Here is a 26280-nt window from a genome sequence, read left to right as displayed (position 1 = left end):
CCGATGTCGTTGCGGCTGGTGGTCACGACGTCTCCAGCTCGCGGTCGATCAGGTCGAAGATGTTCTCGGCGGTGGCCGACTCCAGGTCGTCGTCGCCGTCCGCGTCCGCCTGCCGCTCGGTCAGCCGGCCCAGCAGGCCGTGCAGCCGGTCGGTGATCCGGCGGAACTCGTCGTCGGCCGGGTCCAGCCCGACGAGCGCCGCCTCCAGCCGGTCGAGTTCCCGGCCCGCCGCCGACGGCTCGCCGGCCGGGCTCACCGGGGCGAACTGCCCGGCCAGGTGGACGGCGAGCGTCTCGGGCGTCGGGTTGTCGAAGACCAGCGTCGCCGGCAGCCGCAGCCCGGTGGCTGCGCCGAGCCGGTTACGCAGTTCCACGGCGGTCAGCGAGTCGAAGCCGAGTTCCCGGAACGCGCGGGTCGGCTCGATGCCGGCCGGGTCGCCGTGGCCGAGGACGACCGCCACGTGCGCCAGCACCAGGTCACGCAGGGCGCGTACCCGCTTGTCGTCGGGCAGGGCGCGCAGCGTCTCGGCGTAGGCCTGCCCGTCGGCGGCCTCGCCGGCCGCGGCCCGGCGGCCGGCGGCGCGGACCAGGTTGGTCAGCAGCGGGTGTACGGGCGACCCGGGCGCGGCCACGCCGGTGGCGATCTTGGCGGGCATGAGTGTCGCCCGCTCCGAGCGCCAGAGAGCGTCGAACAGGGCGAGCCCCTCGGCGTCGGAGAGCGCCGCCATGCCGCCCCGGTCGAGGCGGCGGATGTCGGCCGAGTCGAGGTGGCCCGTCATGCCGCTGGCCTGTGCCCAGCGGCCCCACGCCAGCGCGACCGCCGGCAGGCCGAGGGCCCGCCGGTGCTCCGCCAGGGCGTCGAGGAACGCGTTGCCGGCGGCGTAGTTGCCCTGGCCCGGACCGCCGAACACGCCCGCGGCGGCGGAGAAGAGCACGAACGCGCTCAGGTCGTGGCCGAGGGTGGCCCGGTGCAGGTTCCACGCCACGTCGACCTTGGGCCGCAGCACCGCGGCGAGGCGGTCGGGGGTGAGCGACTCGACGGTGGCGTCGTCGAGGACGCCGGCGGCGTGCACGACGGCGCGCAGCGGGTGCCGCCGGTCCACCATGGACAGTACGTCCGCCACGGCGTCCGGGTCGGCCAGGTCGGCGGCGACGATCGACACGTCGGCGCCGAGCGCCTTCAGGTCGGCGAGCAGCTCGTCGGCGCCCTCGGCGTCCGGGCCGCGCCGGCTGACCAGCAGCAGCTGCCGGGCGCCGTGCGCGGTGACCAGGTGCCGGCAGAGCAGCGCGCCGAGGGTGCCGGTCGCCCCGGAGACCAGGACCGTGCCGTCGAGCCGGGGCGCCTGCGGAATGCTCAGGGCCAGCTTGCCGACGTGCCGGGCCTGGCTGAGGAAGCGGAACGCCTCGGGGGCGCGCCGGACGTCCCAGGTGCGCCGGGGCAGGGGCCGCAGCGCACCGGCGGCGAAAAGCGCCATCAGCTCGCCCAGCATCGCGCCGATCTTCTCCGGGCCGGCCTCGATGAGATCGAAGACCTGGTAGCTGACGCCCGGGTGGTCGGCGGCGACCCGCCGCGGATCCCGCTTGTCGGTCTTGCCCATCTCGACGAACCGGCCGCCGTCGGCGAGCAGCCGCAGCGACGCGTCGACGTACTCGCCGCGCAGGGCGTTGAGCACCACGTCGACGCCCCGCCCGCCCGTGCGGTGCGCGAACTCGTCGGCGAAGTCGAGGCTGCGGGAGGAGGCGAGGTGCGCGTCGTCGAAGCCGGTGTCGCGCAGCGCCGGCCACTTGCCGGGGCCGGCCGTGCCGTAGACCTCCGCGCCGAGGTGGCGGGCGATCTGCACGGCGGCCATGCCCACGCCGCCGGCCGCCGCGTGCACGAGCACGGACTCGCCCGCGCGCAGCCGGGCCAGCTCCACCAGCCCGTACCAGGCGGTCAGGAAGACCACGGGCACGGCGGCGGCGTCGGTGTAGGACCAGCCGTCGGGGATGCGGGTGACCAGCCGGCGGTCGGTGACCGCCGCCGAGGCGAACGAGCCGGAGAAGATGCCCATCACCCGGTCGCCGGGGGCGAGGTCGACGACGCCCGGCCCCACGCCGAGCACCACGCCGGCGCCCTCGTTGCCCAGCACCTCCTGGTCGGGGACCATGCCGAGGGCCAGCACCACGTCGCGGAAGTTCAGCCCGGAGGCGCGCATCCCGACCAGGACGTGGCCCGCCGGCAGCTCCCCGCCCGTCTCTGGACCGGGCAGCAGGGCGAGGTTCTCCAGCGTGCCCTTCTCGGTGACGTCGAGGCGCCACGGCACCTCGTCGGCGGGCAGCGGCAACACACCGGCGTCGCGGGCCCGGGCCAGCCGGGGCACGAGCGGCGCGCCGTCGCGCAGCGCGAGCTGCGGCTCGCCGGAGGCGACGGCCGCCGGGACGGCCGCCAGGGAGGCGGCGGCATCGTCGGTGTCGAGCAGCGTGAACCGGCCGGGGTGCTCGGACTGCGCCGAGCGGACCAGCCCCCACAGGCTCGCCCGGGCCAGGTCGCAGGGGGCCTCGCCCGGGGCCGCGCCGACGGCGCCCCGGGTGTGCAGCACGAGCCGGGACCGCTCCAGCCGGGGCTCGCCCAACCACTGCCGCACCAGCGCGAGGGCGTCGCGGGCCGCGTCGTGCGCGGCCTCACCGGCCCGCTGCGGGTCCGGCTCCGCGCCGGAGCGCAGATCCAGTACCACATCGGGTACGTCCCCGGACTCCCCGATCTCGGCGACCAGCGCCGCCAGGTCGGCGTGGGACCGCACCGGGTGCCCGGCGGCGGCGAGCGCCCCGGCGAGGCCGAGGGTGTCGTCGCCGAGCAGCGCCCAGCGGGCCTCCCCGGCCTCCGCCCCGGTGTCCGTCAACGGCGTCCAGTCCAGGTGGAACACCGACGTGCGGCGCAGGGCGGCGCCCTCGTCGGCCCGGCCCGCGGCGACCGGGCGGAACGTCAGCGACTCGACGGTGGCGACCGGCTGGCCGGCGGTGTCGGCGAGCGTGACCGCGACGGTGTCCGGGCCGAGCGGGCGCAGCCGCGCCCGCAGCCGGGTGGCGCCGTGGGCGTGCAGGGCGACCGAGCGGAAGGCGAACGGCATCCAGCCCGCCCCCGAGGTGTCCGCCGCGTCGCCGAGCAGGGCGGTGACCCCGCTGGCCTGGAGGGCCGCGTCGAACAGGGCCGGGTGCAGCCCGAAGCGGGACGCGTCGGCGCTCGCCTCCTCGGGCAGGGCCACCTCGGCGTAGACCTCGCCGTCGCCGCGCCACACCCGGCGCAGCCCCCGGAAGGAGGGGCCGTAGCCGAGGCCACCCTCGGCCGTCTGCACGTACCAGGCGTCCAGGTCGGCGTCGACCTCGACGGCGTCGGCCGGCGGCCACTGCCCCGGTACGGCGGTCGGGGCGGGCAGCTGCGGCAGGAGGAGTCCCTCGGCGTGCCGGGTCCACTCGGCGTCGGCGTCCTCTTCGGGGCGGGAGTGCACGGTGACGCTCCGCTCGCCGGTGTCGGCGGGCGGTCCCACTCGCACCTGCACCTGCACCGCGCCGGTCGCGGGGAGCACCAGCGGGTTGATCAGCGTCAGGTCGCCCACCTGGCCGGCGTCGACCTCGTCGCCGGCCCGGACCACCATGTCGACGACGCCGGTGCCCGGGACGATCACCGCCCCGCCGACGGCGTGGTCGGCCAGCCACGGGTGGGTACGCACCGACAGCCGCCCGGTCAGCACCACCGTCCGGTCGTCTGCGACGGGTACGGCCGCGCTGAGCAGCGGGTGTCCGGTGTCCTGGAGGCCGGCCGAGCCGACGTCGCGTACGCGGTGCGCGGGCGCGTCCAGCCAGTAGCGTCCCCGTTCGAAGGCGTACGTGGGCAGTGCCACCACGTCGGTCTCGGCGAGGACGGCCGTCAGGTCGACGGGCAGGCCGATCGTGTGGGCGGTCGCGAGGTTCGTCAGCAGCCGCATCGGATCGTCGTCACCGCGGCGCAGGCTGCCCAGCGTGTGCCCGGTCACGCCGGCGTCGTCCAGGATCGCCGTGACCGGCATCGTCAGCACCGGATGCGGGGAGATCTCCACGAACGTCGTGTGACCCGCCTCGACGGCCACCCGGACGGCGGCCTCGAACTGGACGGTCTGCCGCAGGTTGTCGTACCAGTAGCCGGCGTCCATCGAAGACGGATCCACCCAGTCCCCCGTCAACGTCGAGACGAGCCGAGTGTGCCCCGGCTGCGGGCTCACGTCGGCCAGGTCGGCGCGCAACCGCTCCGCGACCTCCTGCACCGCCGCCGAATGCGACGCGTAGTCCACCGGGATCAACCGCGCCCGCACCCCGTCGGCCTGACACGCCGACGCTCTTCCGATCTCGTCGTCCAGGATCGCCGTGACCGGCATCGTCAACACCGGATGCGGGGAGATCTCCACGAACGTCGTGTGACCCGCCTCGACGGCCACCCGGACGGCGGCCTCGAACTGGACGGTCTGCCGCAGGTTGTCGTACCAGTAGCCGGCGTCCATCGAGGACGGGTCGGCCCAGTCCCCCGTCAACGTCGAGACGAGCCGAGTGTGCCCCGGCTGCGGGCTCACGTCGGCCAGGTCGGCGCGCAACCGCTCCGCGACCTCCTGCACCGCCGCCGAATGCGACGCGTAGTCCACCGGGATCAACCGCGCCCGCACCCCGTCGGCCTGACACGCCTCCACCAGATCCGCGACCGGCTGCGGCGGACCCGACACCACGACGGTGGACGGGCCGTTGACCGCCGCCACCCCGACACCCGGGAACGCCGGCAGCCGCTCGGCCACCGCCTCCGCCGACAGGTCGACCGACGCCATCGTGCCGGTGCCCCGCAGGACCGTCAGCGCCCGCGACCGCAACGCCACGGCCTTCGCCGCGTCCCCCAGCGACAGGATCCCCGCCACACACGCCGCGCCGATCTCACCCTGCGAGTGACCGACCACCGCAGCCGGAACCACACCCGCGTACTGCCACACCGCCGCCAGCGCCATACCGACGGCCCACAGCACCGGCTGCACGACCTCCACCCGCTCCAGCCACGACTCGTCGTCACCGGTCAACACCGACACCAGATCCACATCCAGATACGGAGCCAGGGCCCGCTGGCAATCCGCCAGCCGCGCGTCGAACACCGGCGCACGACCCACCAGACCGGCCGCCATCCGCGCCGACTGCGCACCCTGACCCGGGAACACGAACACCGCACCGGTTCCGGAGGCCGCACCCGTGACGAGGTTCCCCGCCGGCGCGCCGGCGGACAGGGCGTCGAGCCCCGCCAGCAACTCGGCCACGGTGGCCCCGACGACCGCGGCCCGCTGGTCGAACGTCGACCGGGTGGCGGCGAGGGACCAGCCCACCGCCGCCGCGTCGAGGTCGGCGTGCGCGCGGACGTGCTGAGCCAGGCGAGCGGCCTGACCGGCCAGGGCGCCCCTCGACCGCCCCGACACCGCCCAGACGACGACGTCGGAAGCCACGAGCCCCGCGCTCCGGCCGGTGGCGGTCTCGGTTTCCGCGCTCTCGGTAGGCAGATCCTCGGGCAGTTCGATGATCACGTGGGCGTTGGTGCCGGAGATGCCGAACGAGGACACCGCCGACCGGCGCGCCCGGCCCACGGCCGGCCACGGCCGCGACTCGATCGCCAGCTCGACGGCCCCGGAGGTCCAGTCGATGTGCGGGGACGGCTCGTCCACGTGCAGCGTCGCCGGGACCACGCCCTCGCGCATCGCCAGCACCATCTTGATCACACCGGCGACGCCGGCGGCGGCCTGGGTGTGGCCGATGTTCGACTTCACGGAGCCGAGCAGCAGCGGCTCGTCGCGCTCCTGCCCGTACGTGGCGAGCAGGGCCTGCGCCTCGATCGGGTCACCAAGCGTCGTGCCCGTGCCGTGCGCCTCGACCACGTCCACGTCGGCCGCGGAGAGGCGGGCCGACGCCAGCGCCTGGCGGATCACCCGCTGCTGCGACGGGCCGTTCGGGGCCGTCAACCCGTTCGAGGCGCCGTCCTGGTTGACGGCGCTGCCCCGCACGATCGCCAGCACCTCGTGACCGTTGCGCCGCGCGTCCGACAACCGCTCCACCAGCAGCACACCCACACCCTCGCCCCAGCCCGTGCCGTCCGCAGCCGCCGCGAACGCCTTGCACCGGCCGTCGGCCGCCAGGCCCCGCTGCCGGGAGAACTCCACGAACAGCCCGGGCGTCGCCATCACGGTCACGCCGCCGGCCAGGGCCAGATCGCACTCGCCACGCCGCAGCGACTGCACCGCCAGGTGCAACGCCACAAGCGACGACGAACACGCCGTGTCCACCGACACCGCCGGCCCCTCCAACCCCAACGCGTACGCCACCCGACCCGACACCACACTCGCGGCGTTGCCCGTGGCCCCGAACCCTTCGGCCTGTTCCCCCGCAGCCATCAGCAGGGCCCCATAGTCCTGACCATTCGTGCCCACGAACACCCCTGTTCGCGAACCCCGCAGAACCCCAGGCTCAACCCCTGCCCGCTCGACCGCCTCCCACGAAACCTCCAGCAACAACCGCTGCTGCGGATCCATCGCCGCCGCCTCGCGCGGCGAGATCCCGAAGAAACCGGGGTCGAACTCGCCCGCCCCGTGCAGGAAGCCGCCCTTGTCGGCGTACGTGGTGCCGGGGTTGGCCGGGTCGGGGTCGTAGAGCCGGTCGAGGTCCCAGCCCCGGTCGGTCGGGAAGTCGCCGATCGCGTCGACGCCGTCGGCGACGAGGTGCCACAGCCGTTCGGGGCCGTCGACGCCGCCGGGGTATCGGCAGGCCATGGCGACGATGGCCACCGGCTCGTCGTCGCCCACGGCGGCCGGGACGGCGACGGGAGCCGCCCCGGCCTCGGCGCCGAAGAGGCCGGCGAGCAGGAAGCGGGACAGCACCACCGGGGTGGGGTGGTCGAAGACCAGGGTGGTGGGCAGCGCCTGCCCGGTGGCGGCGACGAGCCGGTTGCGCAGCTCCACGGCGGTCAGCGAGTCGAAGCCGAGGTCGCGGAACGCGGAGGTCGCGCCCACGGCGGCAGCCCCGCCGTCGTGGCCGAGCACGTCGGCGGCGAGTTCGCGGACCAGGTCGGCGACGGTCTCCTCGCGGCGGGCCGGGGTCAGCGCGGCGAGGCGCCGGCGCAGCGTGGCCGCCGGGCCGTCGTCGCCGTCGTCGGCTGCGGCGCCGCCGTCGAGGGCGGCCCGCGCCTCCGGTACGCCCTCCAGCAGCGGCCGGCGGCGCGCGGAGGCGTACGCGGGGGCGAACCGGGTCCAGTCCACGTCGGCCACCGTCACTGTGACTTCGTCGTGGTCGAGAGCCTGCTGCAACGCGGCCACGGCGACGGCCGGGTCCATGGCGGGCAGGCCCCGGCGGCGCAGGTTGCGCTCGGCGTCGGCGGCGTGCATGCCGCCGTCGGACCAGGGGCCCCAAGCGATGGCGGTGCCGGCCCGGCCGTCGGCGCGCCGCCGCCGCACCAGCGCGTCCAGGTAGGCGTTGCCGGCCGCGTACCCGGCCTGCCCGCCACTGCCCCAGGTGGCGGCGATGGACGAGTAGACGACGAAGGCGTCCAGCTCCCGGTCGGCGAGCAGGTCGGCGAGGTGGGTGGCCCCGGCGGTCTTGCCGACTGTCACCTCGGCCAGCTCGGCGGGGGTGACCTCCGCCAGCGGGGTGGCCTGCGCGACGCCGGCGGTGTGCACGACGGTACGCACCGGCGGGCCGTCGGCCTCGACCCGGTCGAGCAGGTCGGCGAGGGCGGCCCGGTCGGCGATGTCGCAGGCGGCGACGGTGACCCGGGCCCCGAGGCCGGCCAGCTCGGCCTCCAACTCGGCGGCGCCGGGGGCATCGGGTCCGCGCCGGCTGACCAGCACGACGTGCTCGGCTCCGGCGGCGGCGAGCCAGCGGGCGGCGCGCGCGCCGAGCCCGCCGGTGCCGCCGGTGACCAGGGCGGTGCCGGTGGGCGTGAACCGGCGCACCGGCGGACGGTCGCCGAGGGCGGCGCGGACGAGGCGGCGGGCGAAGACGCCGGGGCCGCGTACGGCGAGCTGGTCCTCGCCGGTCGAGCCGGTGAGGATCGCGGCGAGCCGGACGGCGGCCCGGTCGTCGGGGTCGGACGGCAGGTCGACCAGGCCGCCCCAACGGTGCGGCGCCTCGACGCCGACGACCCGGCCGAGGCCCCAGATCGCGGCCTGCGCCGGGCCGGCGAGCCGGTCGTACGACGCGGCGGCGACCGCGCCCCGGGTGACCAGCCACAGCGGCGCCGCCACGCCGGCGTCGCCGAGCGCCTGCACGAGGGCGAGGGTGGCGGTCAGGCCGGGCAGGACGGTGCCGTCGGCGGTGCGGGGTTCCCCGGCGAGCAGGGACACGACGCCGGCGGGCTCGGTGCCGGCGAGGGCCGCCGCGAGGCCGGCCCGGTCGGCGTCCGGCTCAACTGTCAGCGGCAGCAGGTCGGCGCCGGCGCCGGTCAGTGCGGCCCGGACGGCCTGCGCCGCCGGGTCGTCGGCGTCGTCGGCGGGCAGCGCCAGCAGCCAGGTGCCGGCCAGCCGGGCGGGGGCGGGCTCGGGGGCCACCTGCCATTCCTCCCGGTACCGCCAGCCGTCGAGGACCGAGTGTTCCTGCCGCTGCCGCCGCCAGTCGGCGAGGACGGGCAGCAGGGTGCGCAGCGACTCGGCGGCGGCGGTGTCGGTGACGGCGAGGGTGTCGCGCAGCGCGTCGAGGTCGGCGCGTTCGACGGCCGCCCAGAACCGGCGGTCGAGCGCGCCGGCCCCACCCGTCGTGGTGTCGTCGTCGGGCGCCTCGGCCGGCACCCAGTAGTGCTGCCGCTCGAACGGGTAGGTGGGCAGGTCGACGAGCCGGCCGGGCCGGCCGGCGAGGACGTCCGCCCAGCGCGGCGGTGTGCCGGCGACGTGCAGCTGGGCGAGGGCGGCGAGCAGGGCACGGCGGTCCGGGCGGTCCCGGCGCAGCACCGGCACCACCACGGCGGAGCCGACGTCGGCGGCGTCGGCGGCGTCGGCGGCGTCGGCCTCGATCCCGGCGAGGGTCTCCTGGACGCCGGCGGTGAGCACGGCGTCCGGCCCGACCTCCACGAAGGTGCCGACGCCGTGGGCGCGCAGGGCGCGTACGCCGTCGGCGAAGCGGACCGCCTCCCGGACGTGGCGCACCCAGTAGCCGGGGTCGGTGAGCTGCGCCGGGTCGGCCAGCTCGCCGGTCACGTTGGACACCACCGGCAGGGTGGGGGCGCGCAGGTCGAGGCGGGCGGCGACGGCAGCGAACTCGGCGAGCATCGGCTCCATCAGCGGGCTGTGGAAGGCGTGGCTGACCCGCAGCCGCCGCACCTTCACCCCCCGGCCGGTCCAGAGTCCCGCCAGCTCGTCGATGGCCGCAGTGTCGCCGGAGACGACGACGGCGTCGGGGCCGTTGACGGCGGCGACGGCGACCCGGCCGGTCAGCGTGGCGATCGACTCGGCGACCCGGGCCTCGTCGGCGGCCACGGCGAGCATCGCGCCGCCGGTGGGCAGATCCTGCATGAGCCGCCCCCGGGCGGCGACGAGGGCGCACGCGTCGTCGAGGCTGAGCACGCCGGCCACGTGGGCGGCGGTCAGCTCGCCGACGGAGTGCCCGGCGACCATGTCGGGGGCCAGCCCCCAGGAGCCGAGCAGCCGGTGCAGCGCCACCTCGACGGCGAACAGCGCGGCCTGGGTGAAGACGGTCTGGTCGAGCAGGTCGGCCTCGGCGGTGCCGGGCTCGGCGAACAGCAGCGGCTTCAGCGGCCGGGGCAGCCGGTGGTCGAGGTGGCCGCAGACCTCGTCGAGCGCCTCCGCGAAGACCGGGTACGCCTCGTACAGCTCCCGGCCGGCGCCGGCGCGCTGGGCGCCCTGGCCGGAGAAGAGGAACGCGACCCCGCCGCGTTCGGCGGCGGCGCCGGTGACCAGCCCGGGGGCGGACCGGTCGTCGGCGAGGGCGTGCAGCGCGGCGAGCAGGCCGTCGCGGTCGTCGGCGAGCACGACCGCCCGGTGCTCCAGGGGCGAGCGGGAGACCGCCGAGGTCCAGGCGACGTCGGCCGGGCGCAGGTGCGCGTCGTCGGCGACGTAGGCCGACCAGCGCTCGGCCTGGCGGCGCAGCGCGGTGCGGGTGCGGCCGGTGAGCAGCACCGGCGCGGGCGCGGGCGGCACCGGGTGGTCCGCCTCGACGCCGGCCGGTTCGGGCTGTTCGAGGATGAGGTGGGTGTTGGTGCCGCTCATCCCGAACGACGAGACGGCGGCCCGGCGCGGCCGGTCCACGGCCGGCCACGGCGTGGCCTCGGTGACGAGGGTGACCGCGCCGGCTGCCCAGTCCACGTGCGGGGTCGGCTCGTCGACGTGCAGGGTGGCCGGCACGACGCCGTGCCGCATCGCCAGCACCATCTTGATCACACCGGCGATGCCGGCGGCGGCCTGGGTGTGCCCGATGTTGGACTTGATCGAGCCGAGCAGCAGCGGCGCGGCGTCGCCCCGTTCCCGGCCGTACGTGGCGAGCAGCGCCTGAGCCTCGATCGGATCGCCGAGGGTGGTGCCGGTGCCGTGCGCCTCCACCACGTCGACCAGGTCGGGGGTGAGCTTCGCGCCGGCCAGGGCCTGCCGGATGACCCGCTGCTGGGACGGGCCGTTGGGGGCGGTGAGGCCGTTCGACGCGCCGTCGGAGTTGACCGCCGAGCTGCGGATGACGCCGAGCACGGGGTGGCCGTTGCGGCGGGCGTCGCTGAGCCGTTCCAGCAGCAGCATGCCGACGCCCTCGGACCAGCCGGTGCCGTCGGCGGAGGCGGCGAACGACTTGCACCGGCCGTCGGCGGCGAGGCCGCGCTGCCGGGAGAACTCGACGAACGGGCCGGGGGTGGCCAGCACCGTCGCGCCGCCGGCCAGGGCGAGGCCGCACTCGCGCTGGCGCAGCGCCTGGCAGGCGAGATGGATGGCGACCGACGCCGACGAGCAGGCGGTGTCCACGGTGACCGACGGGCCTTCGAGGCCGAACGTGTACGCCAGCCGACCGGACACGACACTGGCGGCGGTGCCGGTCAGCACGTACCCCTCGACGCCGGGCGCCCGGTGCAGCACGGCGGCGTAGTCCTGCCCGGAGGTGCCCACGAAGACGCCGGAGCGGCTGCCACGCAGCGACAGCGGGGCGATGCCGGCGCGTTCGAACAGCTCCCAGGTGACCTCCAGCAGCAGCCGCTGCTGCGGGTCCATGGCGACCGCCTCACGCGGCGAGATGCCGAAGAGCGCGGCGTCGAACTGCCCCGCGTCGCGCAGGAACCCGCCGGCGGTGGTGTACGAGGTGCCGGCGTTGTCCGGGTCGGCGTGGTAGAGCCGGTCCAGGTCCCAGCCGCGGTCGGTGGGAAAGTCGCCGATGGCGTCCCCGCCGGACGAGACGAACTCCCAGAGCTCCTCCGGCGAGCTGATGCCGCCCGGGTAGCGGCAGCTCATCGCCACGATCGCCACCGGCTCGGACTCCTCGGCGGTGACCTCGCGCAGCCGTTGGCGGGTCTGCTGCAGCTCGGCGACGACGCGCGTCAGGTATTCGCGCAGCCGATCTTCGTCCGCCATGACATCTCGCTTTCTCGTGACACCACAGATCCCGGGCAGCTCAGGAGAGCCCGAGATCCTGGTCGATGAGGTCGAACAGCTCCTGGTTGCTGGCCGCCCGCAGCCGGCCGGCCACCTCGGCGGTGTCCTCCCGGCGTTCCTCGGCGGCGCCGAGCCGTTCGAGCAGGCTGTGCAGGCGCATCGTGATCCGCACCCGGCCGATGTCGTCCGGGTCGCGCAGCGCGAGGGCGCCCTCCAACTGGTCCAGCTCCGCGAGGGTGGGCAGCGCCTCCACCGACGCTTCGTCGAGCAGTTCGGCCCGCAGGTGCTCGGCCAGCGCCTGCGGGGTCGGGTGGTCGAACACCACCGAGCTGGGCAGGCTGAGCCCGGTCGAGCGGGCCAGCCGGCCCCGCAGCTCCACGGCGGTGAGCGAGTCGAAGCCGAGGTCCCGGAAGGGCCGCCCGGCCTCCACGGCGTACGGGCTGTCGTGGCCGATGACCTCGCCCGCGGCGGTGCGGATGAGATCGACCAGCAGCCGTGCCTGTTCGGCCTGCGACAACTCGCCGAGCCGCTTGCGCAGTTCGCCGGCGACCTGGTCGCCGTCCTCGGCGTCGGCGCGCGCCGCCGCGGCCTGGGCGGCCACCTCGGCGATCTCGCTGATCAGCGGCCGGGGCCGGGCGGAGGCGAACACCGGCGCGAAGCGTTCCCAGTCGATGTCGGCGACGGTGAGGGCGGTGTCGTCGCCGTCGAGGCCGGCGCGCAGGGCGGCCATCGCCGGTTCCCGGTCGAGCAGGGACACCCCGCGCCGGCTCATGGCCGCCGCGTGCGCGTCGGTCACCATGCCGCCGCCGGCCCACGGTCCCCAGTTCACCGAGAGGTGCCGGGCCCGCCCGGCCGGCCGGGACTGCGCCCAGGCGTCCAGGAAGGCGTTGCCGGCGGCGTACGCCCCGTGGTCGCCGACGCCCCAGACGGCCGCGATGGAGGAGAAGTGCACGACCAGGTCGAGCGGCTCCGGGTCGAGGAACTCGTCGAGGTGCCGCGCGCCGGCGATCTTGCCGGAGACGACGTCGGCGAGTTCCGCCTCGGTCACGGCGGCGACCGGGTTGAGCCGGCCCACCCCGGCGGCGTGCACCACGGCGTGCACGGTCTCACCGTCGGCGCGCAGGCCACGGACCAGATCGGCGACCGCGTCCCGGTCGGCCAGGTCGCAGGCCAGCACCCGCGCCTCGGCGCCGAGGGCGGCCAGTTCCGCCACCGCCTCGTCCGCGCCGGGGGCCGCCGCGCCGCGCCGGCTGACCAGCAGCAGTCGTCGCGCGCCGTGCCGGGCGAACCAGCCGGCGGCGTACCGGCCGACGGCGCCGGTGCCGCCGGTGACCAGGACGGTGCCCGGCGCCTGCCAGCCGGCCGGCGCCTCGGCGCGGGGCGCGCGCTCCAGCCGCCGCAGGTACGTCCCGGAGTCGCGCACCGCGAGCTGGTCCTCGTCGCCGGCGGCGGTGAGGGCCGCCAGGGCTCCCTCGGCGGCGGCGGTGTCCAGGGTGGCGGGCAGGTCCAGCAGGCCCCCCCAGTGCCGGGGGTGTTCCAGCGCGGTCACCAGGCCGAGGCCCCACGTGGTGGCCTGGGCGGGGTGGGCGACGGGGTCGTCGGCGCCGGTGGCCACGGCCTGCCGGGTGAGCAGCCACAGCGGCACCGGTGGCAGGGCGTCCGTGACCGCCTGCACCAGGGCCAGGTTCGCGGTCAGGCCCAGCGGCACGGCCGAGCGGTCGGGGTGCGCCCGCTCGTCGAGGGCGAGCAGCGACACGATCCGGGTGGGCGCCGCGGCGGCGAGCTGCCCGGCGAGCGTGCTCCGGTCGGTCGTCGCCGGGTCGACGGCGAGCTGCCGCACGGTGCCGCCCCGCGCGGTGAGCAGTTCGGCGAGCCGGTCGACGACCGGCTGGTCCGTACCGCTGTGCACCAGGGTCCACGTGCCGTCGACGGCACCCGTGACGAGAGCCCGCGGGCGCCAGGTGATCCGGTAGCGCCAGCCGCCGGCGAGGGTGTCCTCCTGCTGCTGGCGCCGCCACCGGTCCAGGTCCGGCAGCAGTTCCCGCAGCGGCCGGTCCGCGTCGAGGCCGAGCCGGCCGGCGAGCGCGTCGCCGTCGCCGGACGCCACGGCCCGCCAGAACGCCGAGTCGACGTCGTCGTGCGCGGCGGCGGGGATGTGGCGCGCCGCCGCGTCGAGGGTCGGCCAGAACCGCTGGTGGGCGAACGCGTACGTGGGCAGGTCCACCGGGGCGGCGGCGCCGGGCAGCAGTGCCGGGAAGCGTACGGGCACGCCGTGGCAGTGCAGCCGGGCCACCGCGCCGAGCAGGGTGGCCACCTCGTCCTGGCCGGGCCGCTGCACGCCGGTCACGACGACCGGCGCGTCCACCGGCAGCGCGTCGGCGGTCAGGGCGGTCAGCACGGTGTCCGGCCCGATCTCCAGGAACCGGGTCACCCCGTGGGAGTGCAGGTGGGTGACGGTGTCGGCGAAGCGGACCGCCTCGCGGACGTGGCGGACCCAGTAGTCGGGTGTGCAGAGCTGCTCGGGGTCGGCGACCGTGCCGGTCAGGTTCGACACCAGCGGCACCGTCGGCGGGGCGTACGACAGGGTCGCCGCGACGGCCGCGAACTCGGCGAGCATGGGCTCCATCAGCGGGCTGTGGAAGGCGTGGCTGACCCGCAGCCGCTTGGTGCGTACGCCGAGGTCGGCGAAGTGGGCGGCCAGTTCGGTCAGCACGTCCTCGGCGCCGGCGACGACGACGGCGGCCGGCCCGTTGACGGCGGCGACGGCGGGCTGTCCCGGCGTGCCGGACAGGGCCCGCAGCACGTCGACCTCGGGCGCGGCGACGGCGAGCATCCCGCCGCCGGGTGGCAGGGCCTGCATCAGGCGCCCCCGGTTGCCGACGAGCGCGCAGGCGTCGGCCAGGTCGAGCACTCCGGCGACGTGGGCCGCGCTGATCTCCCCGACGGAGTGCCCGGCCACGAAGTCGGGCCGGATCCCCCAGTGTTCGAGCAGCCGGAACAGCGCCACCTCGACGGCGAAGAGCCCGGCCTGGGTGAAGACGGTCTGGTCGAGCAGGTCGGCCTCGGGGGTGCCGGGCTCGGCGAACAGCACCGCGCGCAGCGGCCGCGGCAGGTACGCGTCCAGGTGCTGGCACGCCTCGTCGAGGGTCGCCGCGAAGACGGGGAACGTCTCCCACAGGAGTCGGCCCATCCCGGCGTGCTGCGCGCCCTGGCCGGAGAAGAGTGCCGCCAGCGCGCCGCCGGGCTCGGCGGCGCCCCGGGTGAGCCCGGGGTGGTCCTGCCCGGCGGCCAGGGCCCGCAGGCCGGCGAGGGCGGCGTCGGCGTCGGCGGCGAGCAGCACCGCGCGGTGCCGCAGCGGGGACCGTCCGGTGGCCAGTGCCCGGGCCGCGTCGGCCGCGGGCGTTCCGCTGCCCGGCAGCCAGTCGGCCAGCCGGGCCGCCTGTGCCCGCAGGCTGTCGGCGGTGTCTGCCGACACGACCCACGGCAGCAGCGGCGTCCCGTCGGCGGCGCCGAGCGTGCCGCGGCTGGAACTGGTCGTGGGCGCGTCGGCGCCGGCCGGACGGGGGGCGGCGGTGTCGGCCGAGGGCGTGGCGGGCGCCTGTTCGAGGATGACGTGCACGTTGGTGCCGCTGACCCCGAACGACGACACGCCGGCGCGGCGCGGCCGGTCCACGTCCGGCCACGGCTGCGCCTCGGTCAGCAGCGCGACGGCACCGGACGACCAGTCCACGTGCGGCGACGGCTCGTCCACGTGCAGGGTGGGCGGCAGCAGGTCGTGCTGGAGGGCCAGCACCATCTTGATCACGCCGGAGACGCCGGCGGCGGCCTGGGTGTGGCCGATGTTCGACTTCACGGAGCCGAGCCAGAGCGGCCGGTCGGCGGGGCGCTGCCGCCCGTACGTGGCCAGCAGGGCCTGCGCCTCGATCGGGTCGCCGAGCCGGGTGCCGGTGCCGTGCCCGTCGACGGCGTCCACGTCGGCGGCGCTCAGCCGCGCGTTGGCCAGCGCCTGGTTGATCACCCGCTCCTGCGCGGGCCCGTTGGGGGCGGTCAGGCCGTTGCTGGCGCCGTCCTGGTTCATCGCCGAGCCGCGCACGACGGCGAGGATCCGCCGGCCGTCGCGCTGGGCGTCGGAGAGCCGCTGCAACATCACCAAGCCGACGCCCTCACCCCAGCCGGTGCCGTCGGCGGCCCCGGCGAACGACTTGCACCGGCCGTCGAGGGCGAGCCCTCGTTGCCGGGCGAACTCGAGGAACGGGCCGGGGGTGGCCATCACCGTCACGCCGCCGGCAACCGCGACGTCACACTCGCCCTGCCGCAGGGACTGGCAGGCCAGGTGCAGCGCCACCAGCGACGACGAGCAGGCGGTGTCGACGCTGACGGCGGGGCCCTGCAACCCGAAGTGGTACGCCAGCCGACCGCTGATGACGGCGGCGACGTTGCCGGTGGCCTGGTAGCCCTCGGTCTCGACCCGGGCGGCCATCAGCAGCGTCGCGTAGTCCTGGCCGTTGGTGCCGACGAAGACACCGGTGTTGGTCTCCCGCATGTCGGCGGGCGCGGTGCCGGCCCGCTCGAACAGCTCCCAGGCGCTCTCCAGCAGCACCCGTTGCTGTGGGTCCATCACCATCGCCTCACGCGGGGAGATGCCGAACAGGGCGGCGTCGAAGCCGGCGGCGTCGGTGAGGAAGCCGCCCTCGCGCACGTACGAGGTGCCGGGCCGGTCGGGATCGGGGTCGTAGATGGCTGCCAGGTCCCAGCCCCGGTCGGCCGGGAACTCCGCTATGCCGTCGCGTCCCTCGGCGACGAGTCGCCACAGGTCCTCGGGGCCGGCGACGCCGCCGGGGTAGCGGCAGCTCATCGAGACGATGGCGATCGGCTCGTCCAGCGCGGTGGCGGCCCGCACGGGCTCGGCCGCCGGGGTGTCGTCGCCCGCGAGCCTGCCCGCCAGGTGCTCGGCGAGGGCGTCGGGCGTCGGGCGGTCGAACACCAGGGTCGCCGGCAGGTTCAGTCCCACCGCCTCGGCGAGGCGGTTGCGCATCTCGACGGCGCTGAGCGAGTCGAAGCCGATCTCCCGGAACGACCGGTCCGCCGCCAGCGCCTGCGGCGAGGACAGGCGCAGCACCGCCGCCGCGTGGACGCGTACGAGGTCGAGCAGGATCCGACGGCGTTCCGGTGCGGCGAGGCCGGCCAGCCGGCCGCGGAGCGGGGACGCCGCGCCGGGCGTGCCGCCGTCGCGCTGCCCGGCCGCGAGCAGCCGGGCCACCTCGGGGATGTCGGCGATCAGCGGCCGGGGGCGGGCCAGCGTGTAGGTCTGCAGGAACCGGTCCCAGGCTATGTCCGCCACGGTGAGCGTGGTGTCGCCGTGGTCGAGCGCCTCGGCCAGGACGGAGACCGCGAGGTCGGGGCGCATGGCCCGGACGCCCGAGCGGAACATCTGGTCGGCGGCGCCCTCGGCGTCGACCATGCCGCCGCCGTCCCAGGCACCCCAGGCGACGGCGGTGGCGGCCCGTCCGCGCCGTCGCCGGTCCTCGGCGAGCGCGTCGAGGAAGGCGTTGGCGGCGGCGTAGCCGCCCTGGTGCCCGCCGCCCCAGACGCCCGCGCCGGAGGAGAAGAGCACGAACGCCGACAGTTCGTCGCCGCACGCCTCGTCGAGGTTGACCGCGCCGGCCACCTTGGCCCGCAGGGCGTCGGCGAGGTCGGCGACGTCGGTCGCCGCGACGGGCGCGGCGTGGGCGACGCCGGCGGTGTGGAACACGGCCCCGATGTGGGTGCCCTGCCCGGCGAGCCGCTCGACGAGGGCCCGTACGGCGGCCGCGTCGGCGACGTCGCAGGCGGCCACGGTGACTGTGGCGCCGGCGGCGCGCAGTTCGTCGGCCAGCTCGTCGGCGCCGGGCGTGGCGGGGCCCTGGCGGCCGGTCAGCACCAGCTCACCCACGCCCTCGCGGGCCAGCCAGCGCGCCACCTGGGCCCCAATGGACCCGAGGCCGCCGGTGACCAGGACGGCGCCGCTGGCGGGACGCCAGTCCTGCGTCGGAGTGCGCTCGGCGCGGGCGCGGACCAGTCGCCGGGCGAACACCCCGGAGGGGCGCAGCGCCAGCTGGTCCTCCGCGTCGACGCCGGCCAGCACCGCCACGAGCCGGGCCCGGTCCCGGGGGTCCAGCTCGGCGGGCAGGTCCAGCAGTCCGCCCCAGCGGTCCGGGTGCTCCAAGGCGACCACCCGGCCGAGCCCCCAGAGCATCGCCTGGCGGGGGCGGTCGAGCTGGTCGGCGCGGCCGGTCGAGATCGCGCCGGCGGTGGCGCACCACAGCGGGGCGGTGACGCCGGTGTCGCCGAGGGCCTGGACCAGGGCGTAAGTGGCGGCGAGACCCGCCGGGACGACCGGGTGGGCCGGGTGCGGCGCGTCGTCCAGGCCGAGCAGGGAGAGCACCCCGGCGACGGGCCCGCCGGTACGCGCCAGCCGCTCGGCCAGCACCGGCCGGCCCGTCTCCGGCACGTCGATCCGGACGACCTCGGCCCCGCCCTCGCCCAGCGTCCGGGCGACGCCGTCGACCAGGGGGTGCTCGGCTTCGGCGGCCGGCACGACCAGCAGCCACGTGCCGGCGAGGGTGGCCTCCGGCGCGACGGCCAGCGGCTTCCAGGTCACCCGGTAGCGCCACGAGTCCACGGTGGACTCGTCGCGGCGGCGCCGGCGCCAGGAGGAGAGCAGCGGCAGCGCGGGGTCGAGGGAGCTGACCGTGGCCTCGTCGATGCGCATGGCGGCGGCCAGCGCAGACGCGTCGGCGCGTTCCACGGCCTCCCAGAAGTGCCGGTCCGCCTCGTCGGTGCCGACGGGGGCGGGGGCGGTCGCCGCCGTCGGCTGCGGCCAGTAGCGCTGGCGCTGGAAGGCGTACGTGGGCAGCGGGGGCGGCGGGCCGGTGGGGGCGCCCAGGATCGCCGTCCAGTCGACGGGCACGCCGTGCACGTGCAGCCCGGCGAGGACCGTCAGCATGCGCTGCCAGCCGCCGGCCACGGTGTCGTCGGCGGCCACCACGACGGCGTCGTCGGCCCGCGCGCTCTCGCGGATGCCGGCGGCGAGCACGGTCGCCGGGGCCGCCTCGAGGAGGACCCGGTGGCCCTCGTCGAGCAGGGCGCGTACGGCCGGTCCGGCGTCGGCGTCGGCGGTCAGATCCCGGTACCACCGGGCGGCGTCGAGGCCGTCGGTGTCGACCGGACCGCCTGTCGTCGCCGAGTACAGCGGCACGTCGGCCGCCCGGAGGGTGATTCCGGCCGGCGCGTCCGGGCCGTCCTCCGCCGGGCTGGCGAGGGCGATCGTCCTCGCCGCGTCCTCCAGCGACAGCGCGCCGGCCACGCAGGCGGCCGCGAGCGCGCCGTGAGCGTGCCCGAGCACGGCGGCGGGTCGTACGCCGAGGGAGCGCCACCAGCGTCCCAGCGAGACGGCCACGGCCCACCGGACGGCCGGCGCCACCCCGGGTTCGGCCGGGGTGGGAGCGCCGTCCGCGCCGCGCAGCACGGCGGCGAGCGACCAGTCCACGTGGGGGGCGAGGGCCGCCTCGCAGGCGGCGATCGCGGTGGCGAACTCCGGTGCCCGGTCCAGCAGCTCGACGGTCGCGGCGGGCCACGGGTCGCCGTGGCCGGGGAAGACGAGGACCGGGTCGGCGGCGCGCGCCGCGACGCCGGTGACGGCGGCGGTGGCCTCGCCGAGGTGGAACGACTCCAGGGCCCGCGTCAGGTCGACGGTGTCGCGGCCGAGGACGACGGCGCGGTGGTCGAACGTGGCCCGGGTGGTGACCAGGGCGTGCGCGACGTCGGCCGGCGCCAGCTCCGGGTGTGCCGCGAGGTGCGCCTTCAGCCGGGCCGCCTGGTCGCGCAGCGCCGGGGCGTCCACGGCGGAGAGCACGAGGGGTACGACGTCGGCGCGCGGCCGGTCGGTGGGCCGCGCGCCGACCGTCTCGGCGGGCGGCTGCTCGATGATCACGTGCGCGTTCGTGCCGGAGATCCCGAACGACGACACCGCCGCCCGACGCGGCCGGTCCACGGCCGGCCAGGGGGTGGGCTCGGTGGCGAGTGCGACCGCCCCGGCGGTCCAGTCGACGTGCGGGGAGGGCTCGTCCACGTGCAGGGTCGGCGGGACGAGGCCGTGCCGCATCGCCATGACCATCTTGATCACACCGGCCACACCGGCGGCGGCCTGCGTGTGCCCGATGTTCGACTTCACCGACCCCAACAGCAGCGGCCGGTCGACGGGACGCTCCTGCCCGTACGTGGCCAGCAGAGCCTGCGCCTCGATCGGATCACCCAGCGTCGTGCCGGTGCCGTGCGCCTCGACGGCGTCCACGTCGGCCGGGGTCAGGCGGGCGTTCGCGAGGGCTTGGTGGATCACGCGCTGCTGCGACGGACCGTTCGGGGCGGTCAGCCCGTTCGACGCACCATCCTGGTTGACGGCCGTGCCGCGCAGGACGGCGTGGATGCGCCGGCCTTCGCGCTGGGCGTCGGAGAGGCGCTGCACGAGGAGCACGCCGACGCCCTCGGACCAGCCGGTCCCGTCGGCAGACGCGGCGAACGACCTGCACCGGCCGTCCTGCGACAGACCACGCTGCCGCGAGAACTCGATGAACGTGCCCGGCGTCGCCATCACCGTCACGCCACCGGCCAGCGCCAGATCGCACTCACCCGACCGCAGCGCCTGCGCGGCGAGGTGCAGCGCCACCAGCGACGACGAGCACGCGGTGTCGACGGTGACCGCCGGGCCTTCGAGGCCGAACGTGTAGGCGACCCGGCCGGACAGGACGCTGCCGGAGTTGCCGGTGCCGACGTAGCCCTCGACCTCGTCGGCAAGCTCCATCAGCTGGGAGGCGTAGTCGTGGTACATGACGCCGGCGAAGACACCGGTCCGGCTGCCCCGCAGCCGCTGCGGGTCCAGCCCGGCGGACTCGAACGTCTCCCACGACGCCTCCAGCAGCAGCCGCTGCTGGGGGTCCATGGCGAGGGCCTCGCGGGGCGAGATGCCGAAGAAGGCGGGGTCGAACGCGCCGGCGTCGTACAGGAAACCGCCGTGGCGGGTGTACGACGTGCCGGGGTGGTCGGGGTCGGGGTCGAACAGGCTCTCCAGATCCCACCCGCGGTCGGTGGGGAACTCCCCGATCCCCTCCCCGCCGGCGGCCAGCAGCGCCCACAGCTGGTCGGGCGTCTCGACGCAGCCCGGGTAGCGGCAGGCCATGCCGACAATGGCGAGCGGCTCGTCGGCGCGGGTGGTGGTCCGCGCGCCCGGCGCGGCGGGGCCACCTGCGGCGCCGGCCAGTTCGGTGTGCACGTGGGCGGCGAGCGCCTGCGGCGTCGGGTAGTCGAATACGAGCGTCGAGGGCAGCCGCAGGCCGGTGGCCGCGTTCACGCGGTTACGCAGGTCGACGGCGGTCAGCGAGTCGAAGCCCAGCTCGCGGAACGCCCGGTCGGCGGGCACGGCTTCCGCCCCGCCGTGTCCGAGCACCTGCGCGACGAGGCCGCGTACCAGCACGTCGAGCTGGGCGCGCGCCTCGTCGGCGGTCAGGCCGCCGATGCGGGTCGCCCAGGTGGTGCCCTGTCCCGCCTGGCGGCGGGTCGTGGTCGTACCGACCAGGTTGCGGAGCATCGGCGGCACCAGGCCGGCGCCGGCCGCGGCCCGGAGGGCGGCCAGGTCGATCACGGCGGGCACCAGGGCCGGCCGGCCGGCGGTCAGGGCGGCGTCGAACAGCCGCAGCCCGGTCTCGGCGCTCATCGCGGTGATGCCGCCCCGGGTCGATCGCGCCCGGTCCGCCTCGTCGAGGGACGCGCCCATGCCGGGGGTGTCCCACATGCCCCAGGCGAGGCTGACGGCAGGCAACCCGAGCTGCCGCCGGTGGACCGCCAACCCGTCCAGGAACGCGTTGCCCGCCGCGTACGCCGACTGACCCGGCGAACCCAGCACACCAGCAACCGACGAGAACACCACGAACAAGTCGAGACCAAGACCCGCCGTCGCCTCATGCAGGAACCAACCCGCCGACACCTTCGGCGCCAACACCCTTGCCAGACGCTCCTCGGTGACCCGCTCGACCACGCCGTCATCCAGGACACCGGCGGTGTGCACCACACCCGCCAACCGGCCCCCAGCGGAAACCTCAGCCACCAGGCCGAACACCTGATCCCGGTCCGTCACGTCACAGGCGACCACCCGCACCGACGCACCCAACGCGGACAGCCGCTCCGACAGCTCGCCCGCACCCGCGGCCCCCGGGCCGCGCCGCGACACCAGCACGAGAGACCGCACCCCGTACGCCGACACCAGATGCTCCGCCACCAGCGCGCCCAACGCGCCCGTACCGCCGGTCACCAGCACCGCGCCGTCACCCACCACGACACCGTCCGCCGACGAGGGCGCTACCGCACGCACCAGGCGCGGCACGAACACCTCACCCGCACGCACCGCGACCTGACCACCGAACGCCACCGGCTCGTCGGCCACGGAACCCAGCACAGCCAGCAGCCCGGCGTCCACGTCACCGTCGACGTCCGCCAGGACGATGCGACCCGGATGCTCCGACTGCGCCGAGCGCAGCAGACCCCAGACCGCCGCTGCGGCCAGGTCGGTGACCCGGTCTCCGTCCCCGATCGACACCGCACCCCGGGTCACCACGACCAACCGCGACTCCGCCAGCGCGTCGGCCGCCAGCCAGGACCGCACCGTCGCCAGCACCTGCGACGTCGCCGCCCGCACCGGCTCGGGGCCATTGTCGACGGCGGCGGCGGGCATCTCACCGGGGACCGAAGCAGGTTCCGTCTCGACGTGAAGGGCCCGGCGCAGGCCACCCACCGGCACCAGCAACAGACGCGGCGCCACACCCGACGCCACGGCGACCGCCTCGACGTCGGCGTACACCGGCAGCTCAGCGACGGCCGGCAGGTCGGCGGCGGGCGTGCCGAGCAGCGCCCACCCGGAGGCGGCCCCGGCCGGGGCGACCTCCTGGGCGTGCCAGGCGACCTCGAACAGCGACCGGGCCGACGCGTCCGGGGACGCCGACACCCCGGTCAGCTCGCGCAGGGCGAGGGTGTCCACCGACACCACGGCCGCGCCCGACTCGTCGCACGCGACCAGACGCACCGCCGAACCCGCACGCGACAGCCGCACCCGCAGCACCCGCGCACCCGAGGCCCACACCTGCACACCCTCGAACGCGAACGGCACCCGCGCCCCACCCGAACCCTCCGAGCCGGACAGCAACCCGATCGGATGCAGCGCGGCGTCCAGCAACGCCGGGTGCACACCGAAGCGCGCAACGTCACCGGCCACCTCGTCCGGCAACGCCACCTCGGCGAACACCTCGTCACCGCACGTCCACACCCGCCGCAGCCCCCGGAACACAGGCCCGTACGCCAGGCCACGCTCCGCAAGCACCGGATACCAGCCCGCCACGTCCACCTCGACCCCGCCGACCGGCGGCCACTCCCCCACGCCCGGCTCGTCGGCCGACGCCGGCTCCAGCACACCCTCCGCGTGCCGGACCCACTCCGGGTCGGCGGCCTCATCGGGCTGCGAGTGCACGGTCACCGATCGCACGCCCGCCTCGTCAGCCGCGCCGACGCGTACCTGCACCCGCACCGCACCCACCTGCGGCAGCACCAACGGCGCGGCCACGGTCAACTCCCGCACCCGCGACGCACCCACCTCGTCGCCCGCCCGCACCGCCAACTCCACCAGGGCAGCCCCCGGCACGATCACCACGCCGGAGACGACGTGATCGGCGAGCCACGCGTGCGTCGACGTCGAGAGGCGGCCGGTCAGCACCACCATGTCCTCGCCCGCCACGGAGACCGCCGCGCCGAGCAGCGGGTGCCCGGCCGCGCCGAGGCCGGCACCGGAGACGTCCGTCCAGCGGCCCGCCGGCTCCAGCCAGTAGCGCTGGTGCTCGAAGGCGTACGTCGGCAGGTCGACGTGCCGGCCGCCGGCCCGGTCGAGCAGGCCCGCCCAGCCGACGGCGCGGCCGTGCACGTGCAGCGACGCGAGGGCCTCCAGGAGGGCCTGCGGCTCAGGCCGGTCGTGGCGCGACACCGGCGCCAGCAGGGGCGCCGGCTCGTCCTCCGCGCGCTCGGCGAGGCAGTTCTGCGTCATGGCGGTGAGGACGCCGTTCGGTCCCACCTCCAGGTAGGTGTCGACCTCCTCGGCGCGCAGGCAGTCGACGGCGTCGGCGAAGCGAACGGTGCCGCGTACGTGGCGCACCCAGTAGCCCGGGTCGCAGAGCTGGTCGGCGTCGGCGACGCGGCCGGTCAGGTTCGACACCACGGGGATCGTCGGCGGCCGGAACGTCAGTCCCTCGGCGACGGCCGCGAACTCGGCCAGCATCGGGTCCATCCGGGCGCTGTGGAAGGCGTGGCTCACCCGCAGGCGGCGGGTCTGCACACCCCGCTCGGACCACACCCGCTGTACCTCGTCGAGCGCCTCGACGTCGCCCGCGACCACCACGGCGGCGGGGCCGTTGACAGCGGCCAGGTCGAGCCGGCCGGGCAGCCCCGCCAGGGACGCGGCGACGGCGGCCTCGTCGGCGGCCACGGCGAGCATGCCGCCACCAGCCGGCAGGGACTGCATCAGCCGACCCCGCGCCGCGACCAACGCGCACGCGTCGGCCAGGGAGAGCACGCCCGCCACGTGCGCCGCCGCGATCTCACCGACGGAGTGCCCGGCCACCAGGTCCGGCACCACACCGAACGACTCGACCAGCCGGAACAGCGCCACCTCGACCGCGAACAGCCCCGCCTGGGTGAACACCGTCTGATCCAGCAACCCCGCCTCAGCGGAACCCTCCGACGCGAACAGCACCTCCTTGAGCGGACGCGGCAGCAACGGATCCAGGTGACCGCACACCTCGTCCAGCGCGGCGGCGAACACCGGGAACGCCCCGTACAACCCGCGACCCATACCGGCGCGCTGCGCGCCCTGGCCGGAGAAGAGGAAGGCCACCCGGCCACGCGGGGCCGACGCGCCGGTGGTGACGGCGCCGGTCGGCTCGCCCGCGGCGAGGGCCCGCAGCCCGGCGAGCAGGTCGTCCGCGTCGCCGGCCAGGACGACCGCGCGGTGTTCGAGCCCCGCGCGGCTGACCGAGGAGACCGCGACGTCCACCGGACGTGGGGCGTCGACGCGGGCGAGGTGGTCGGCCCAGCGGCCGGCCTGCCCCGCGAGCGCCTCGGGCGTACGGGCGGAGAGGAACACCGGGGCGAGCGGGAGCGCGACCGGCGCGTCGACGGCGGAGGGTGTCTCGTCGGTGGACGGGGCGTCGTCGCCGGGCGCCTCCTCCAGGATGACGTGCGCGTTCGTACCGCTGATGCCGAAGGACGACACGGCGGCCCGGCGCGGCCGGTCGGTGGCCGACCACGCGCGCGCCTCGGTCAGCAGCGAGACCTGCCCGGCGGACCAGTCGATGTGCGGGGACGGCTCGTCGACGTGCAGGGTGGCGGGCATGGTGCGGTGGCGGATCGCCTCGATCATCTTGATCAGGCCGGCGGCGCCCGCGGCGGCCTGGGTGTGACCCAGGTTCGACTTGACCGAGCCCAGCCAGAGCGGCCCGCCGTCGCCCCGGTCCTGCCCGTACGTGGCCAGCAGCGCCTGCGCCTCGATGGGGTCGCCGAGGGTGGTGCCGGTACCGTGCGCCTCGACCACGTCGACGTCGGCCGGCGAGAGCCGGGCGTTGGCGAGGGCCTGCCGGATCACCCGCTCCTGCGACGGGCCGTTGGGGGCGGTGAGTCCGCTGCTGGCGCCGTCCTGGTTGACCGCGCTGCCCCGGACGACGGCGAGGATGCGCCGGCCGTCGCGGCGGGCGTCGGAGAGCCGTTGCAGGAGCAGCACGCCGACGCCCTCGGACCAGCCGGTGCCGTCGGCGGCGGCGGCGAACGACTTGCACCGGCCGTCGGAGGCCAGGCCCCGCTGGCGGGAGAAGTCGGCGAAGGTGCCCGGGGTGGACATGACCGTCACACCGCCGGCGAGCGCGAAGTCGCAGTCCCGCTGGCGCAGCGCCTGCGTCGCGAGGTGCACGGCGACCAGCGACGACGAGCATGCCGTGTCCACGGTGACGGCCGGGCCCTCCAGCCCGAAGGTGTACGCCACCCGGCCGGACACCACGCTGCCGGAGTTGCCGGTGCCGATGTAGCCCTCGACGCCGTCGGGCAGGTCCAGCACCCGCGACGCGTAGTCGTGGTACATGACCCCGGCGAACACGCCGGTCCGGCTGCCACGCAGCGCCTGCGGGTCGATGCCGGCGTGCTCGAACGCCTCCCAGGAGGTCTCCAGCAGCAGCCGCTGGTGCGGGTCCATCGCCAGGGCCTCGCGAGGGCTGATGCCGAAGAAGCCCGGGTCGAACTGTGGCGCGTCGTAGAGGAAGCCGCCCTGGTTGCTGGTCGACGTGCCCGGGTTGTCCGGGTCGACGTTGAAGAGCCGCTCCAGGTCCCAGCCCCGGTCGGTCGGGAAGTCGCCCACCCCGTCGCCGCCCCGGTCGACGAGGTCCCACAGCTCGGCCGGGCTGGACACCCCGCCCGGGAACCGGCACGCCATGCCGATGACGGCCATCGGCTCGCGGTCCTTGGCCTCCACCTCGCGTACCCGCCGGCGCGCGTCGCGCAGGTCGGCAGTGGCACGCCGGAGGTAGTCGAGGAACTCTGCCTCAGTGGGCATCGGGCCACTCCGT

2 protein-coding genes are annotated in these 26280 nt (G+C 76.3%); both read right to left on the bottom strand.

Annotation, left to right across the window (positions count from 1 at the left end; translation table 11 throughout):
• Window positions 1–22: 22 nt before the first annotated feature.
• Complete coding sequence (locus NMK34_RS12925) at window positions 23–11578, bottom strand: type I polyketide synthase (RefSeq protein WP_318333569.1); 11556 nt, start codon at window positions 11576–11578, stop codon at window positions 23–25.
• Between the two features lie 40 nt (window positions 11579–11618).
• A complete protein-coding gene (locus NMK34_RS12920; protein ID WP_318333568.1) occupies window positions 11619–26267 on the bottom strand; it encodes a type I polyketide synthase in 14649 nt (4882 codons plus the stop codon).
• Between the last annotated feature and the right edge of the window lie 13 nt (window positions 26268–26280).

Origin of the sequence: Micromonospora sp. BRA006-A (assembly GCF_033433935.1) — a bacterium.
Taxonomy (GTDB): domain Bacteria; phylum Actinomycetota; class Actinomycetes; order Mycobacteriales; family Micromonosporaceae; genus Micromonospora; species Micromonospora aurantiaca.
The sequence above is the reverse complement of the archived record's forward strand: the minus strand, read 5'-3'. Positions and strand labels throughout refer to the sequence as shown.

Excerpts from the sequence above, each read along its gene's own strand:
- NMK34_RS12925 (WP_318333569.1), bottom strand. The coding sequence starts at position 11,578 with ATGGCGGACGAAGATCGGCTGCGCGAATACCTGACGCGCGTCGTCGCC.
- NMK34_RS12920 (WP_318333568.1), bottom strand. The coding sequence starts at position 26,267 with ATGCCCACTGAGGCAGAGTTCCTCGACTACCTCCGGCGTGCCACTGCC.